This window comes from Campylobacter sp. 1569, from assembly GCF_024723675.1.
Classification (GTDB): domain Bacteria; phylum Campylobacterota; class Campylobacteria; order Campylobacterales; family Campylobacteraceae; genus Campylobacter_D; species Campylobacter_D jejuni_C.
The window spans coordinates 125226-141851 of the sequence record NZ_JANQDB010000002.1; the positions used below are offsets into that span (position 1 = coordinate 125226).

Below are 16626 nucleotides of genomic sequence, written 5' to 3' on the forward strand. Positions count from 1 at the left end.
ACTCAAGGTTTATTTTAAAATGCAGGAACTACTGCACCTTGGTATTTTTCATTGATAAAATCTTTTACTTTTTGACTTTGCAAAGCCTTTACCAAAGCTTTGATTTTAGGATTGTCTTTATTATCTTGAGTGGTTACTAAGATATTTGCATAAGGACTCTCTTTGCTTTCTATTAAAATAGAATCTTTTACAGGATTTAAATTTGCCGATAAGGCATAGTTTGAATTAATCACTGCAAAATCAACATCATCTAAAGCTCTTGGAAGTTGTGCTGCTTTTAACTCTTTAAATTTGATATTTTTTGGATTATCTTTAATATCAAGTGGAGTTTTTAATGCACTATTTTCAAAACTAACTAGTTTGGTACTAGCGATAATATCTAAAGCTCTGCTTTCATTTGTCGGATCATTTGGCACAGCTATGGTAGCATTTTGTGGAAGATCTTGGATATTTTTATATTTTTTAGAATAAACTGCCATTGGTTCGATGTGAATTTTTGCAACACTAATTAATTTTGTACCTTTATTAGCATTAAATTCATCTAAATAAGGCTGATGTTGGAAGAAATTTGCATCAAGTTCTTTACTATCTGTACTAAGATTTGGTAAAACATAGTCATTAAATTCTTTAATTTCTAATGTGTAACCTTCTTTTTTTAGCAAATCTTTGGTTTGTTCTAAAATTTCAGCGTGAGGCACAGGTGTTGCACCTACAGTGATAACTTCATTAGCAAATAAACTTGCACTTAAAATTGTGCTTACAGCGAGCAGTTTTAACAATTTCATTTTAACTCCTTTTTATAGTTTTTAAAATATTTGATTATATTGTAAAAATATTAATAAGATAGGAAAAGTTTTATTTTTGTTTGTTTTTGTATTTTTTGGCAAAATGTTTGAGTTCTTTTATAAAATTCACATAACCACCCTTGTGCCAATTTTTTGAGCCTTAATGAGAGTTTGTCTGATTTTATAAGAATAAGTATTTTGATTTTTAATACCACCTTCACTTTTATAATCATCAAAGCTTGATAAAGGTGGAAGCTTAAGATAAAGTTTTGTTTTCAAATCTTTTTGATATTGTTTAGCAAATTTTGTGTGTTTGTAATAAAACTTTAGTAGAGTAAAAGGCAAAAAAGGAATTTTTTCTTATTTTTAGCATATTCTATAAAGGCATAACCTAGCTTGTATGATAAATGATATCTTGTACGTTGAATGGATTGTTTATTATCTTTATAAAAAGATCCTGTATATTTACTTCCTCCAAGTTTTAACCATTTTTCATAATATTCTTGCCATCTAGGCCATGTTTGATTGCAAAATTTACTATTCCAAAAACGGCTATTAGTGCCACAAGCATGAACTATAGAGGCATTTTGTGTAAGATTTGTAAGATAATGAGTGCTTCCTGTGTATTTGTCTTTTAAATCTTTGACTTTAAAGTGATTTTCATAAGTCATTAAGGAAAAAATTCCTTGATCCTGCCGGTTTTTGGTATTTTGCGAAGGATAATTATAGATGAATTGATAACACTGTAAAGGATTTGGTATAAGATCGGTAAAAACTAAAATCCCTGTTTGATATACTCGTTTATTGTTATGATTTTTTTCCAAAGGCAGAGCTGTTTGAAGTAAATTTTACCCAATCTTGCAAAAGCCATATGTGTCCATCTTTTTAAGAAAAATAAATTATTAATATCGTTTTAATTTTTATCAAGAGCAGCTAAAAAATCTTCTTGGGTAAAAGGAATGAATTTGATTGTTTTATTTTTAACAATTTTTTGCATGATATTTTGATCATTCAAGCTAAAACCATCATGTAAAATATAAAATATATCTACTTTCTTACCCATAACATCCATGATATTAATGAGTAAAGTTCCTATGGTAAAGCTTGAATTTTTAGTCGCTGCTAGCAAAATACCAAGTTTATATTTCATTGTTTATCTTTTGGTGATTTTATAAAGAATATTTCCTATAAATTGTATGATTTGAACTAAAATAATTAAAATCACAACGGTTTGAATCATAATATCAGTTCTAAAACGCTCATAACCATAGCGAATGGCCACATCACCCAAACCACCACCACCAACAGTTCCTGCCATAGCAGAAAATCCTATTACGATGATTAAAATCAAAGTGATACCATTAATAATGCTTGGCAAAGCTTCACTAAACATTACTTTAAAGATAATTTGAGCTTTGCTAGCTCCATAAGATCTTGCTGCTTCAATGATAGCAGGATCAATTTCTTTAAAAGCACTTTCTATCATTTTTGCTAGATAAGGTGCAATTCCTATAGTAAGTGGTACTATCGTGGCAGTTGTACCTATGCTAATTCCAATGAGATATTTTGTAAAAGGACTTAAAACCACAATGAGTACTAAAAATGGAAAAGATCTTAAAATATTGATAATAAAATCAAGCACGCTATAAATGCTTTTATTTTCCCACAAGCCACCTTTATCAGTAACAGTAAGTATAATTGCAGGGATAAGTGCGATTAAAAAAGCTAAAAAAGTGGCTGTAAAACTCATATAAAGAGTTTCTAGTAATGCCGGATAAAGTATATTTTCAAAATTTCTTAAAATTGCTTCTAAATTCATTACACAAGCTCCCAAATAACGCCATTTTCTTGTAAATAATTTAAAACTCTTTCTTGATCTTTAGCTTCTATATTGATCACCAAATTTCCTAAAGCATTGTTGTTTAGTTTTTCTATCTTACCCCAAACTATATTAAAATCAATATTTAAACTTCTAGCCATATGAGTGATAATACTTTGGTTTGCTTTTTCTTTGCAAAAATATAAGCGCACATTAACTCCATTTAGTGGTAAAAAATCACTCTCACCTAAGAATTCACGCATTTTTTCACTTGGCTTTAAGAATAAATCCTCAATTTTCCCTTGACCTATGATTTGTCCATGCTCTAATAATACAGCCTTTTGTGCTATTTGTTTTACTGCTTCCATTTCATGAGTTACTAATACTACGCTGATGTTAAATTCTTGATTGATTTTGGCAATAAGTTCTAAAATGTTATTTGTAGTATTTGGATCAAGTGCAGAAGTAGCTTCATCGCTTAGTAAAATTTTAGGATTTAAAGCAAGGGCTCTAGCTATGGCTACCCTTTGTTTTTGCCCACCACTTAGCTCATTTGGATAAGCTTTGCTTTTAGCTAAAAGTCCCACAAGATCTAAAAGTTCATTAACTCTTTTTTGAATTGTGTTTTTGTCAAAATTATGAATTTCTAAAGGCATAGCTACATTTTCAAATACATTTTTTCTACTCATAAGTGCAAAATGCTGAAAAATCATTCCTATATCTTTTCTAAATACTCTTAACTCTTTTTCTTTTAAGGTAGCTATTTCTTTACCAAAAACTTGTACGCTACCGCTTTGGTAATTTTCCAAACCATTAATACATCTTAGCAAAGTTGATTTTCCTGCTCCGCTGTGTCCAACAAGAGCATAAATTTCTCCTTCTTTAACTTCTAAAGAAACATCATTTATAACTAATTCTTTACCATAATATTTTTTAAGATTTTGTATTTTTATCACTTATTAGCCTTCTAAATTAGAAATTTCATCATTGATTTTTTCAAGTTGAGTTTTAATGCTTTCAAGTTGAGTTTTATTTTGCTCAACGACTGCAGCAGGTGCATTAGAGATAAATTTTTCATTTTTCATCATAGCATCTAACTTGTTAAATTCTTTTTCAAGTTTTGTTTTTTGACTATTAAGCCTATTTAAAACACCGCTTAAATCAAGATTTTGAGTTGGTATAAATACTTCTAAATTCTCGCTTACATCTCTAATGGATTTTTCTAAATTTGTACTAATAAGCTCGATGTTTTCACATTTTGCAAGTGTTGAGATGAAATTAGTGTAATTTTTTAACTCAGCTATTAAACTCTCATCGTTTAATTTTATACAAGCTTTTTGAATTTTTGCATTTGCAAGTTCTACTAGGGTTTTTGCACGGCGTAAACTTACTATGCTTTCTATAATGATATTGAATAATTTTTCTATTTTTTCATCTCTAGAATTAAATTTAGGATATTTTGAAATCATTATAGATTCATGAGTTTGGATAGAAGTTTTACTTAACTCATGGTATAAATACTCACTAATAAATGGCATAAAAGGATTTAAAAGCTTTAATGCTTCTTTAAAAATGCTTCCAAGTTCTTTTATGCTTGATTTTTCAGCCTTGCTAAGCTCGATCCCCCAATCACAAAATTCATCCCAAAAAAATCTATACAAGGTGTTTGCTGCATCATTAAAACGGTAATTGTCTAAATTTTCTCTTGTTTCTTTTACACATACTTCAAAACGAGATAGTATATATTTTGCCAAGTTGGTTTGAATTTTACTTTTATCTAAATCTTCAAATTTTTCTTCATTTAAGAGTAAAAATTTACTTGCATTATAAAGTTTGTTAGTAAAATTTCTAACTTGTATGAGTTTGTCATTGCTTAATTTTATATCTCTACCTTGGATAGCTAAAAGAGCAAGGGTAAAACGCAAGATATCAGCACTGTATTCATCCACGCTTTGCACAGGATCAATGACATTACCTAAAGACTTGCTCATTTTTCTACCTTGTTCATCTTTAACCAAAGCATGCAAATATATATCTTTAAAAGGAAGCTCACTTAAGGCATTAGTACTTTGAAACATCATTCTAGCAACCCAGAAAAATAAAATATCAAAGCCAGTGATTAATAAAGAATTTGGATAAAAGTCTTTTAAATCATCTTCACGCCAAAGTGTGTTTTTGCCCCAGTCTTTATTACCCCAACCTAAAGTACTCATAGCCCAAAGACCTGAAGAAAACCAAGTATCTAAAACATCAGGGTCTTGTTTGAAATTAGTGCTTTGGCATTTTGGGCATTGACTTGGAGTTTCTTCGCTTGCCCATTCATGAGAGCATTCACAGTAATACACAGGAATTTGATGACCCCACCAAAGTTGTCTTGAAATACACCAATCTTTTAAATCCCTCATCCAAGCATTAAAACTATTAATCCAATGTGCAGGGTAGAATTTGCTTCCACCAAGATTAACTTTTTCTATGCTTTCTTTTGCAATTTCATTTTTTACAAACCATTGTTTAGAAATATAGGGCTCAACCACATTTTTACAACGATAACAATATCCCACTTGATTAGTGTAATCTTCTATTTTTTCAACAAAACCTTTTTCTTGTAATTCTTTTATAATAATATCTCTTGCTTCTAATCTTTCTAAGCCTTTAAAATGCAAGCAATGCTCATTTAAAATGCCTTTCTCATCAAAGATAGTAATAAATTCAAGTTTATGTCTTAAGCCTACTTCATAGTCATTATGATCATGTGCTGGGGTTACTTTCACAAAGCCTGTACCAAATTCCATATCTACATGCTCATCAGCAATAATAGGAATTTTTCTATCTATTAAAGGTAAAATGACATTTTTGCCTATTAAGTGTTTAAATCTTCCATCGTTTGGATTAACCATCACAGCGCTATCGCCAAAATAAGTTTCTGGTCTTGTGGTGGCTACTACGATGTATTCTTGAGAATTTTCTAAGAAATATTTTAAATAATATAATTTTCCTTTATTTTCTTTGTGTTCTACTTCTATATCACTTAATGCTCCATCATGGGTACACCAATTTACCATATAATTTCCACGCACAATAAGCTTTTTATCATAAAGATCTACAAAGGCTTTTTTTACTGCATTTACTAAACCCTCATCCATGGTAAAGCGTAAACGACTCCAAGCAGGAGTGATACCCAAAATTCGCATTTGCTTAACTATAGTACCACCGCTTTGCTCTTTCCATTCCCATACTTTTTTTATAAATTCTTCTCTACCGAGTTCTTCTTTTTTAATACCTTGAGCTAAAAGTTGTTTTTCTACAACATTTTGTGTTGCAATCCCTGCATGATCAAGTCCTGGCTGATAAAGAGTTTTATAACCATCCATTCTTTTATAACGCGTTGTGATATCTTGTAAAGTACAAGTTAGAGCATGACCTATATGTAAAACACCTGTTACATTAGGTGGTGGCATCATAATACAAAAATTTTTGCCTTTTTCTTGAATTTTTTCATTACCATTGATTTCAAAATATCCGCGTTCTTCGCAAATTTTATAATATTCTTTTTCTAGTGATTTATCATACATAATTGCTACCTTGAGAATGAAAATAAATTGTTATGTTAGCTTAAAATTGTTAAAGAAGTTTTGAAATTTAGAAATTAGTTATAAAAAACTAATTTCTACTTTACGATTATTTTGTCTTTGAGAATCAGACTTATCTTTAGTAGGATAGGTGTCTTTTCCTAAAGATTCTATTTCTATAATCTCAGTAAAGCTAAAGAAGTGTTTAGCCACGTTCATTGCTCTATTTAGTCCTATCATATAGTTTGCAAAAGTACTACCTCTATCGTCTGCATAACCTTGAATTTTAACTCTTTTGAGTATATCTTCTCTTGCTAGATTTTGATTGATTTTTTCAAGTAAATTTTCATTGCTGTATTCACTATATCCATTTCTTTCAAATAAAAATTTCAAATCAGAAATTTTCACATCTACATAATTGTATTTTTTCTTATTTTTAGCAAAAACAATATCTTTATTATATATGCTTAATTTCATATTGTCATTTGAAAGCATATCGATAAAAATAGTTAAATTATAATCTTTGGAATTAGCTTTAACAGGATTAATCATTTCTTTTAACATATCAATTCTATAATCACTTAAACTTTTTCCATCTAATACATAAACTTTAACAAAATCATCACTTAATCTTGGCTCATATCTACTAGTTTTACCTTTTGCAATGTATTCTTGCATAGTATTTTTATATTTTGTTGTTTTTTCTTTTTTTACGCTTGTTTGTTTGTTGTTTTCAACGAGAACTTTTTGTTCTTCTTGGGCTACTTTAGGTGCAATAATTTCATTTTTAGAAATTTCGGCTGTGTTTGTTTGAGTCGTTGGCGTGACTTCTTGAGTGCTTGTATTTTCATCTATGATAGGATTATTTTGCACTGGAGTTTCTTCTTTTAAAGGCTCTTGATTTGTTTGTTGTGATGGATAATAAGTATTATCACTTATATTATTTCTTTCTTGGTTATATTGAGTACTTGGCGGAGTGTAGTTTTGATAAGAACTACTTTTTTTATAATCATATACATAAGTGTTTGAATCGTCTTCAAAATACCACATATAAAAACTAATACTAGCGCCTATTAGCACCACAAAAGCTATACTAAAAGCAATAATACTTTTCATTTTTTTCCTTTGTGAAGTCCTCAAAAGGACTTTGATTATTTATAATTTTTAATAGAATTTTCTAAAATTTCACTTGCTTTTTCAATGCCTGCAAATTCTTTTACTTTTACCCATTTGTTTGGTTCAAGCATTTTATATGTTTCAAAGAAATTTTTGATTTTATCTAAGCTTGCTTTTGGTAAATCATCTAAACATTTAATATTATCATATCTTGGGTCAATTTTACTTACAGGAACAGCAAGTAATTTTTCATCCATACCGCTTTCATCTTCCATTAATAATACTCCTATTAAACGACAAGGAATCACAGCTCCTGCTTGGATAGGGTATTCATTTAATACTAAAACATCAATAGGATCGCCATCATCTGCAAGAGTATTTGGTATAAAACCATAGTTTGCTGGATAAAACATAGCTGAATACATCACGCGATCAACCATGATGGCTCCGCTTTCTTTATCAAGCTCGTATTTAATGTTTGATCCATAAGGAATTTCAATAACTGCATTAAGTTTGTTTGGTACTTCTCCAACTTTGATTTTGCGAATATCCATTTTTTATCCTTTATTTTAATAAATCATTGATTAAATTTTTCATATCAGTTACAATAGCTTCAATACTTCTTTCACCATTGATTGCATGGTGGATATTTTCTTTAGTATAGAAATTTGTTATTTCTTTTAAAGGTTCTAAATAAACTTTCATTCTATTATTGAAAACTTCTTCGTTATCATCAGCACCTCTAGCACGTCCTAAAACTCTTTCTCTAGCAACTTCTTCACTAACTTTAACTTCTATAACACCTTTTAAATTTACTTCATTTTGATTTTTTAATACCTTATCAAACTCAAGCATTTGTTCAACACTTCTTGGATAACCATCTATTAATATAGTATTAGTTGGTGCATTTTTTAAAGCAGTGATGATAGTATTAACTACTACTTCCAAAGGAACTAAATTTCCTTTAGAAATAAAACTATCAATAGTCTTTCCAAGCTCACTACCACTAGCCACTTCTGCTCTTAGTAAATCACCTGTAGAATAATGAGTAATGTTTGCATCATCTTTAGCTATGATGCTTGCATCGGTTGTTTTACCACTACCTGGTGCACCTATGATTAAAAATAATTGTTTCATTTAGTATTCTCCCTTAATCTTATACCTAGTTCTCTCATTTGTTCATTGCTTACTTCGCTTGGAGCTTGAGTCATAAGACATTGTGCTCTTTGGGTTTTTGGAAATGCTATGACTTCTCTAATGCTTGAAGATTTTGTTAAAAGCATGATAAGTCTATCAAGGCCTATCGCTATACCACCATGTGGCGGTGCTCCAAAGCTTAATGCATCAAGCAAGAAGCCAAATTTCTTTCTTTGTTCTTCTTCGTCAATATTTAAAAGCTTAAAGACTTTTTGTTGGATAGGGCTTTTATGAATTCTTATGCTACCACCACCTAATTCTACACCATTTAATACCACATCGTGTGCAATAGAATTAATTTCTTCTAAATCTTGCTCATCAATATTTTTTGGCATAGTAAATGGATGGTGCATTGCAGAATAGCTTCCATCATCATTTTGCTCAAACATAGGAAAATCAATAACCCATAAAAATTCTAATCTATCCTCATCAATAATTTTCATTTCATCAGCAAGGAATAATCTAAATCTACCCATATAATCAAGCACAGTTTTCTTAGCTCCTGCACCAAAAAATACTACATCTTCAACTTCTAATTCACATCTTTGAATTAAAGCATTCAAATCCTCTTCGCTAAAGAATTTACAAAGTGGACCCTTAGGACCATCTTCTTTCATTTGTATGAATGCAAGTCCTGCTGCTCCAAATTTGCGCACAAATTCTTCAAATCTTTGCATTTGGCGTTTAGAGAAAATCGTATCGCCTTTTGGAACTCTTAAAGCTTTAATACGATTTTTCTTTGTATCTTTTGCAATATTTGCAAAAATTTCGTTATTTGATTTTGCAAAAATATCAATCACATCAATAAATTTCATATCAAATCTTAAATCAGGTTTATCAGAGCCATAATTTTCCATAGCTTCTTTGTAACTCATTTGTCTAAAAGGTATGCTAATTTCTTTTCCGCAAGCTTTGAAAATATCTTTGAGTAAATTTTCTGCCATAGCTATGATATCTTTTTGCTCACAAAAACTCATTTCTATGTCTATTTGAGTAAATTCAGGTTGACGATCTGCTCTTAAATCCTCATCTCTAAAACATTTTGCAATTTGAAAATATCTATCAAATCCTGAACACATTAAAAGTTGTTTGAAAAGTTGAGGACTTTGAGGCAGGGCATAAAATTCACCTTGATGTACGCGTGATGGTACTAAATAATCCCTTGCGCCTTCTGGAGTGGCTTTGGTTAAAATAGGGGTTTCAACCTCTAAAAATCCCATTTTTGCTAAAGAATTTCTTGTTGCAATACAAGCAGTTGATCTTAGAGCAAAATTATCATAAAGTTTTTTGCTTCTTAAATCTAAAAATCTATATTTTAATCTTAATTCTTCATTTACACTTTCATCGCCTATGGCAAAAGGTATTACAGCACTTTCATTTTCAATAGTAAGTTTGCTTATAACAACTTCTATTTCTCCGGTTTTTAATTTTGGATTTACAAGTCCTTCACCACGTGGGCGAATTTTACCTTGTGCTATTAAAACATATTCATTTCTCACTGATGAAGCTATATTATGTGCTTCTTGATTATCTGCAGGATCACATACTAACTGTATAAGTCCGCTACGATCTCTAAGATCGATAAAAATTACACCTCCGTGATCACGGTAAGAATTTACCCAACCACATAATGTTACTTCCGCGCCAACATTTTGTATGTTAAGCTCTGTATTATAATGAGTTCTCAAAATTTTTCCTTAGCTTAATTTTGTTCAATTTTGTTATTATAGTATTTTATTCTTTTGCTTAGCTAAGTTTTGTTATAATTTTTTTATGAAAAAAAATATAAATATAGAAAAAATTCAAAAAATAGGCTTATTTTGCAGGTTAAATACAAATTTAAATGAGCAAATTGCTTTTTTAAAAACAATTTTTTTGCAAAAAAATATAGAGCTTGTGTTATTAGATCAAGAAAAAATTAATCTAAAAGATTTAAAAAAATTAGATTTTTTGATTTCTCTAGGTGGGGATGGCACGCTTTTATCTTTATGCAGACAAGCTTATCAAGCAAAAAAGCCTATTTTAGGTATAAATGCAGGAAATTTAGGTTTTTTAACTGCTTTTTCTTTTAGTGAGGTAGAAAGTTTTTTTAAAGATTTTTTTAAAAATGATTTTAAAATAGAAAAAGCCAAAATGCTTCAAATATCACTTTGTAAAAAGAATAAAATCATTAAAAAATTTGCTTTTAATGACGCAGTTTTTTCTCGTGATAATGCTTTAATGGCAAATGTGGAAGTTTTTTTTGAAAATAAACTTTTTAATGCTTATTATGGAGATGGTTTAATCATAGCTAGTTCAAGTGGTTCAACTGCTTATAATATTAGTGCAGGTGGGCCTATAGTACATCCTTGGAGTGAAATTTTTGTTCTAACTCCGGTTTGTTCTCATTCTTTAACTCAAAGACCTATAGTTTTACCTTATGGTTTTGAACTTGAATTAAAAGTTGAGCATTGTTTGTTATATTTAGATGGGCAAGAAGTGATTGATCCTAAAGAATATGATAAAATTCTTATAGGACTTAGTAAAAAAGAACTTAGTTTTATACATAAAAAAGATAGAGATTATTTCCAAGTTTTAAAAGAAAAGTTAAATTGGGGTAAGTAATGATAGAAAGCATTTTAATTAAAGAAAATTTAGGTTTTAAACAAGCAAAATTAGACTTAGAAGCTGGACTTACTGTTTTTACTGGCTTAAGTGGTGCTGGAAAGTCTGTGCTTTTTAAGGCTATTTTAGCAGTGTTTGCTTTAAGTGAGAGTGAAGCAAAGATGGTGGAAGTTTTATTAAATGATGAGCTTGAGTTAGATGAGTTTGGTATTGAAAATGAAGAAATAAATGTATTTAAACTTTTAAAAGATAAAAGCTCACGTTATTTTATCAATAATCAACTTATTTCAAAAAAGAATTTGGCTTTACTTTCTAAGAAATTTGTAAAACATCTTTCAGCTAAAGAAAATAATGAGTTTTCAAATGAAAGGTTTTTAAACTTACTTGATTTTATGCAATCAAAAGAAGATAAGAAATTTCAAGATTTTTTAAATGAATATAAAAACATTTATAAAGAATATATAGAAAATAAAATTAAATTAGAAAAAATTCAAGAAGAAGAAAAAAAAGTAGAAGAGTTAAAAGAATTTACTAGCTTTGAAATACAAAAAATCCAAAGTATTAACCCAAAAAATGGTGAATTTGATGAATTAATGAGTCTTAAAAAAAGGCTTTCAAAAAAAGACAAAATTGATGCTGCTTGGAATAGGGCAAGTAGAATTTTTGAGTTAGAATCAGCAGTGGTTGAAGCTTTACAAATTAGTGATGTTGATAGTTCATTTTTTTCAGAATGTTTAAATGAGTTAAGGGTGGTATGGGAAAGTCAAAGTTTTGATGATTTTGATTTTGACATAGAAGAAGTGCTTGATAGGATAGAAAAACTTTCTTCTTTGATTTCAAAATATGGAAGCATAGAAGAAGCTTTAGAAGCTTTAGGGAAGAAAAAAGCAGAATTAGCTCATTATGAAAATTTAAGTTTTGAAAAAAAGGAATTAGAAGAAAAAGTACAAAACACTAAAATACTTTTAAATGAGAAAAGTCAAAAATTAAGCACTTTGCGTAAAAAAAGATTAAAAGAGCTTGAAAAATTACTTAATTTTTATCTTGAAAAACTTTATATGAAGGAAGTTAAATTAGAACTTAAAGACTGTGCTTTGAGTGTTTTAGGTAAAGATGAAGTGAGTTTAAATATCAATGAAGCTAGTTTGAAAAATTTAAGCTCGGGTGAGATAAACCGTCTAAGACTTTCTTTTATTGCAACTGAATGTAATGTCACTAATAAGGCTAGTGGGATAATATTTTTAGACGAAATTGATGCAAATTTAAGTGGCAAAGAAGCTATGAGTATAGCTGAAGTATTAAAAGAACTTGCAAAATTTTATCAAATTTTTGCAATTTCACATTTACCGCAGCTTTCATCAAAAGCAAGTAATCATTTTTTAGTAGAAAAAATAGGAAATGAAAGTAGGGTAAGAAAAATAGAAAAAGAAGAAAGAGTAAGAGAGCTTGCTAGAATGGTAAGTGGGGAAAATATCACACAAGAAGCTTTGGAATTTACTAGAACTTTACTTTAAAAATAAAAAGTAAATTTCTATATGATATAATTATATTTTAAATTGTTAAAGAGAGTTAATTCATGGAACAAAAAATTTTAATTATTGATGATAATAAAATGCTTACAAAACTTTTGGCGAAAAAAGTGGAAAATACTTTAGGTTTAAAAGTAGATGTTGCTTTTGATATGAATAGTGCTAAAGAATTGGTGAAAAATGATTATTTTATGGCCTTTGTGGATCTTTGCTTGCCAGATGCACCTAATGGAGAAGTAGTGGATGTAATTTTAGAAAAAAATATTCCTGCTATAGTTCTTACAGGAAGTAGCGATGGACAAACGCGTAAGAAATTTATGGAAAAAGATATTATTGGTTATATTCAAAAAGAAAGTGAAAGCTGTATTGATGAAATGCTAAACTCTATTAGAATGCTTCAAAAAAACAATAAAACCAAGATAATTTTAGCAATCGCAAATGTAACTTTACGTGCAGAAATGAAGAAAAATTTAAATAATCAACTTTTTAATGTCTTAGCAGCAGCTCATGGAGAAGAAGCGTTAAGTTATTTAAGTGATAATCCTGATACAAAATTAGTAATTTGTGATGCAACTATGCCAGTAATTAATGGAGAAGATTTACTTGTAGAAATTCGTTCAAAATATTCTAAAATAGAGCTTGGTGTAATTATGGTTGGAGATAAAGATGATGCATTGGAAGCAAGGGCTTTTAGAAAGGGTGTGAATGATTATGTTATTAGACCTTTTCAAAAAGAATCGCTTAATTGCAGGGTAAATAATTGTTTAGATTATATGCAAAAATGCGTTTTACTTGATGAATATAGTTTGGGTAAGGATTTGCTAACAGGACTTGATGATTATGCAAATTTTGAAAAAAGATTTTTAGATTACTTAGAAGATATGCAAGAAAACGAAGAGATGGCTTTGGCTTTGATTGATATTGATAATCTTGCAACAATTAATTATGAGTTAAGCTATGATTGTGGTGATGGAGTGATTAAGCACACGGCTAAAAAAATCAAAGACCAAATTCGCGGTATGGATTTAGCAACTAAGATTGAAGATGGTAAGTTTTACGTGTTGTTGAAAAATACTGGACATAAAGAAGCTTTAAAAGTGTTTTCAAATATAAGAGTTAATATTTCCAAAGAAAGCGTTTTAATAGCTTTAGATGAAGTAGATTATAGTGTTTCTGTAGGAGTTGCTTTTGGTGCTAAAATAAGTCAAATGCAAGATTTATTAGATAATGCTCAAAAGGCACTAGATTTAGCTAAGTCTAATGGTAAAAATAGGGTAGAGGTATGTTTTTAGATTGTGATTTTAGTGAAAAAATCATAGACACGCATTGTCATCTAGATAGTCAAGCTTATTTTGGATATTTAGATGAAATATTAAATCATGCTTTTGCTAATGGAGTAGATAAAATCATCATACCCGGTGCAGATATAAAAGATTTACCAAGAGCAAGAGAAATTGCACATAATTATGAAAATGTGTATTTTTCTTGTGGGGTACATCCTTACGATATAGATGATTTTGATTTAGAAGTTTTAAAAGAATTTATAGATGATAAAAAATGCGTTGCAGTGGGTGAGTGTGGACTTGATTATTATCGTTTAAAAGCAGATGAAGAAGAAATAAAAGCAAAGCAAAAAGAAGTTTTTATAACCCAAATACAACTAGCTATTGAATACAAAAAACCTTTGATTGTGCATGTGCGTGAAGCCAATGAAGATAGTTTTAATATTTTAAAAAAGTATGCAAAAGATTTACAAGGCGGTGTTTTGCATTGTTTTAATGCTAGCGAGCTTTTACTTCAGTTAGCTGATGAAGGATTTTATTTTGGTATAGGTGGAGTTTTAACTTTTAAAAATGCAAAAAAATTAGTGGAAATTTTACCTAAAATTCCAAAGGATAAACTAGTCTTAGAAACAGATGGACCTTATTTAACTCCAGAACCATATCGTGGTAAGGTAAATGATCCTATTTTGATGCATTTTGTAGCTCAAAAAATGGCTGAGCTTTTAAAATTATCTAAAAATGAAATAATAAAACTTACTAATTTTAACGCTAATCGTTTATTTTTCCAAGGTTTATAATGAAAAAAAGTTTTTTATTTTTTATTTTAGTATTATTATGTTTAAATGCTAAGGCCTTACAATTTACTCCAGAGCATTACACACAACAAGCACAAATTTTAAGAAATTTAGATATAGAAGCAAGCTATCTTAGTGATATGATTTTTTTAGAATTTAAAGAATCTTCCATAGATATGCATTCTAAAACTTTGGTAGATACTATGAGGGAATTTTACAAAATTACCCCGATTATCCGCAAAATCTTAGAAAAAGAAAATATCCCTCAAGAATTTTTATACTTAGCGATTGTAGAATCTGGTTTGAAAATTCACAGTATTTCAAGAACTAAAGCAGTGGGTGTTTGGCAGTTTATGAAGCCAACAGCACAAACTTTAGGCTTAAGGATAGATCCTTATGTAGATGAGAGAAAAGATTTAGTAAAATCAACTTATGCAGCTATTACTTATTTAAAACAACTAAAAGAGCAATTTGGAAAATGGTATTTGGCTATTTTGGCTTATAATTGTGGTGATGGCAAATTACGCCAAGCTATAAAAAAAGCAAAAAGTGATGATTTAAGAATCTTACTTGATCCTGATAAAAAATACTTACCATTAGAAACTAGGATTTTTATTAGAAAAATTCTTACTATGGCATTTTTGGCAAACAATAATGACTTTTTGATTTCTCAAGATAGTGCTTTGCTTAATTATGCCCTATCAAGTGAGGTTAAAAAAATTTCAGTTCCACCAAGTGTTTCTTTAAGAGAGCTTGCTAAAGTAGCCAAGATGTCTTATAATGAATTTAAGCGTTATAATCCACATTTTAATTATGACTTTACTCCACCTGATAAAAAAGATTATTATATGTATATCCCTTTAAGCAAAAGCGTGGTAGTAGAAAAGGCATTAGAGAATGTAAAATTAGCCAAAGTGGATACAACCATTCCACATACAAAAATTTATATAGTAAAAGAGGGTGATAGTCTTTATACTATTGCAAGAAAACACAAAATTAGCATTGAAAGTATTAAAGAATATAATAAAATTAAAGGAAATTTAATCAATATTAATCAAAAACTTGTGTTAAAAATTAAGGAGAATAACAATGCAAAAATCAAAACTACTCAAAAATTACCAAAAAACTCTCATACAAAAGTCGTTAGTCGTTAGTTGTGTAGGAGTTTTATTTAGTGCTTGTAGTATGGTGCCTATTAGTACGCCTACTGTGTATTATCCAGAGAGGGACTTTAAAAGTATAAAACATAACAACACTAGTTTAAAAGGCACTATGAAGCCTTATACTATTAATGGCAAAACTTATTATCCAACTGTAGTAGAAGTAGGTGAGACTGCTGATGGTATAGCTAGTTGGTATGGACCGGGTTTTCATGGTAAAAAAACTTCTAATGGTGAAACTTATGATCAACATGCTTATACTGCAGCTCATAAAACTTTACCTATGAATACTATAGTAAAAGTAACTAATTTAAAAAATCACCGTCAAACTACTGTTAGGATTAATGATAGAGGACCTTTTGTGGCAGGTAGGATTATAGATTTATCTAATATGGCTGCAAGAGATATTGATATGATTCAAGCAGGAACAGCTCCTGTAAGACTTGAAGTAATTGGCTTTGGAACAAGTGCAAACTCAGGTTCAGTGCATACTAATTCTAATTTAGGTAGTAGTGGAGAGATTGCTGATAGTGGCCATATTTTCCAAGGTGGATCTTTTATGGTGCAAATTGGTGCATTTAGAAATAAAAGCGGTGCAGAGTTAATAGCAAGTAGGTATAAAAACTATAACTCTTACACTTCGACTATACAAACAAGTGCTAAAGATGGTTTACATAGAGTATTTTTAAAAGGCTTTAGAAGCGAGCAAGAAGCAAGAGATTTTGTTGATAGCGGATCTTTCCCAGGTGCGTTTATAGTAAGAGAGTAAA

Annotated in this window: 16 protein-coding genes and 1 pseudogene; 6 read left to right on the plus strand and 11 right to left on the minus strand. The window is 29.6% G+C overall.

Features of this window, described 5'->3' with window-relative positions:
- Positions 1–14: 14 nt before the first annotated feature.
- The 11 genes and pseudogenes from CAMP5060_RS01700 to aspS form a co-directional block, all read right to left on the minus strand.
- Entirely contained in the window at positions 15–785 is a 771-nt protein-coding gene (locus CAMP5060_RS01700) for a MetQ/NlpA family ABC transporter substrate-binding protein (protein ID WP_337217792.1), read from the minus strand.
- A gap of 126 nt (positions 786–911) precedes the next feature.
- Entirely contained in the window at positions 912–1064 is a 153-nt protein-coding gene (locus CAMP5060_RS01705) for a hypothetical protein (protein WP_337217793.1), read from the minus strand.
- 47 nt (positions 1065–1111) lie between these two features.
- Positions 1112–1609, minus strand: a complete 498-nt coding sequence (locus tag CAMP5060_RS01710; protein WP_337217794.1) for a hypothetical protein — start codon at positions 1607–1609, stop codon at positions 1112–1114.
- An 89-nt stretch (positions 1610–1698) separates the two neighbouring features.
- Positions 1699–1935 carry a hypothetical protein gene (locus tag CAMP5060_RS01715; protein WP_337217795.1) on the minus strand — a complete coding sequence of 79 codons (237 nt, stop codon included), beginning with the start codon at positions 1933–1935 and terminating at the stop codon, positions 1699–1701.
- Between the two features lie 9 nt (positions 1936–1944).
- Positions 1945–2601: pseudogene (locus CAMP5060_RS01720) on the minus strand (methionine ABC transporter permease); the annotation flags it as partial.
- A 2-nt stretch (positions 2602–2603) separates the two neighbouring features.
- Positions 2604–3560, minus strand: coding sequence for an ATP-binding cassette domain-containing protein (locus CAMP5060_RS01725; RefSeq protein ID WP_214126278.1), 957 nt, complete (start codon positions 3558–3560; stop codon positions 2604–2606).
- A gap of 3 nt (positions 3561–3563) precedes the next feature.
- Positions 3564–6176, minus strand: coding sequence for a valine--tRNA ligase (locus tag CAMP5060_RS01730; protein WP_337217796.1), 2613 nt, complete (start codon positions 6174–6176; stop codon positions 3564–3566).
- 78 nt (positions 6177–6254) lie between these two features.
- A complete protein-coding gene (locus CAMP5060_RS01735) occupies positions 6255–7289 on the minus strand; it encodes a hypothetical protein (RefSeq protein ID WP_261530041.1) in 1035 nt (344 codons plus the stop codon).
- 35 nt (positions 7290–7324) lie between these two features.
- Positions 7325–7843 carry an inorganic diphosphatase gene (ppa, locus tag CAMP5060_RS01740; protein WP_087699036.1) on the minus strand — a complete coding sequence of 173 codons (519 nt, stop codon included), beginning with the start codon at positions 7841–7843 and terminating at the stop codon, positions 7325–7327.
- A 10-nt stretch (positions 7844–7853) separates the two neighbouring features.
- Complete coding sequence (locus CAMP5060_RS01745; RefSeq protein WP_261530042.1) at positions 7854–8426, minus strand: adenylate kinase; 573 nt, start codon at positions 8424–8426, stop codon at positions 7854–7856.
- A complete protein-coding gene (aspS, locus tag CAMP5060_RS01750) occupies positions 8423–10174 on the minus strand; it encodes an aspartate--tRNA ligase (protein ID WP_337217797.1) in 1752 nt (583 codons plus the stop codon). The genes CAMP5060_RS01745 and aspS overlap by 4 nt, the downstream gene beginning before the upstream one ends.
- 85 nt (positions 10175–10259) lie before the next feature.
- Here aspS and CAMP5060_RS01755 point away from each other — a divergent pair, with 85 nt between their 5' ends.
- The 6 genes from CAMP5060_RS01755 (at position 10260) to CAMP5060_RS01780 (ending at position 16625) form a co-directional block, all read left to right on the plus strand.
- On the plus strand, positions 10260–11090 hold the full coding sequence (locus tag CAMP5060_RS01755; RefSeq protein ID WP_087699033.1) for an NAD(+)/NADH kinase: 831 nt from the start codon (positions 10260–10262) through the stop codon (positions 11088–11090).
- Complete coding sequence (locus CAMP5060_RS01760) at positions 11090–12604, plus strand: AAA family ATPase (RefSeq protein WP_337217798.1); 1515 nt, start codon at positions 11090–11092, stop codon at positions 12602–12604. Before CAMP5060_RS01755 ends, CAMP5060_RS01760 begins: the two co-directional genes overlap by 1 nt.
- A 62-nt stretch (positions 12605–12666) precedes the next feature.
- Complete coding sequence (gene cbrR / locus CAMP5060_RS01765; protein WP_087699031.1) at positions 12667–13911, plus strand: bile resistance response regulator CbrR; 1245 nt, start codon at positions 12667–12669, stop codon at positions 13909–13911.
- Positions 13902–14699, plus strand: a complete 798-nt coding sequence (locus CAMP5060_RS01770) for a TatD family hydrolase (RefSeq protein ID WP_337217799.1) — start codon at positions 13902–13904, stop codon at positions 14697–14699. The genes cbrR and CAMP5060_RS01770 overlap by 10 nt, the downstream gene beginning before the upstream one ends.
- Positions 14699–15850, plus strand: coding sequence for a lytic transglycosylase domain-containing protein (locus CAMP5060_RS01775; RefSeq protein WP_337217800.1), 1152 nt, complete (start codon positions 14699–14701; stop codon positions 15848–15850). Before CAMP5060_RS01770 ends, CAMP5060_RS01775 begins: the two co-directional genes overlap by 1 nt.
- The gene (locus CAMP5060_RS01780; protein ID WP_087699028.1) at positions 15786–16625 is read left to right on the plus strand and encodes a septal ring lytic transglycosylase RlpA family protein; all 840 of its coding nucleotides are present in this window, start codon (positions 15786–15788) and stop codon (positions 16623–16625) included. The genes CAMP5060_RS01775 and CAMP5060_RS01780 overlap by 65 nt, the downstream gene beginning before the upstream one ends.
- The last annotated feature ends 1 nt before the right edge of the window (position 16626 follow it).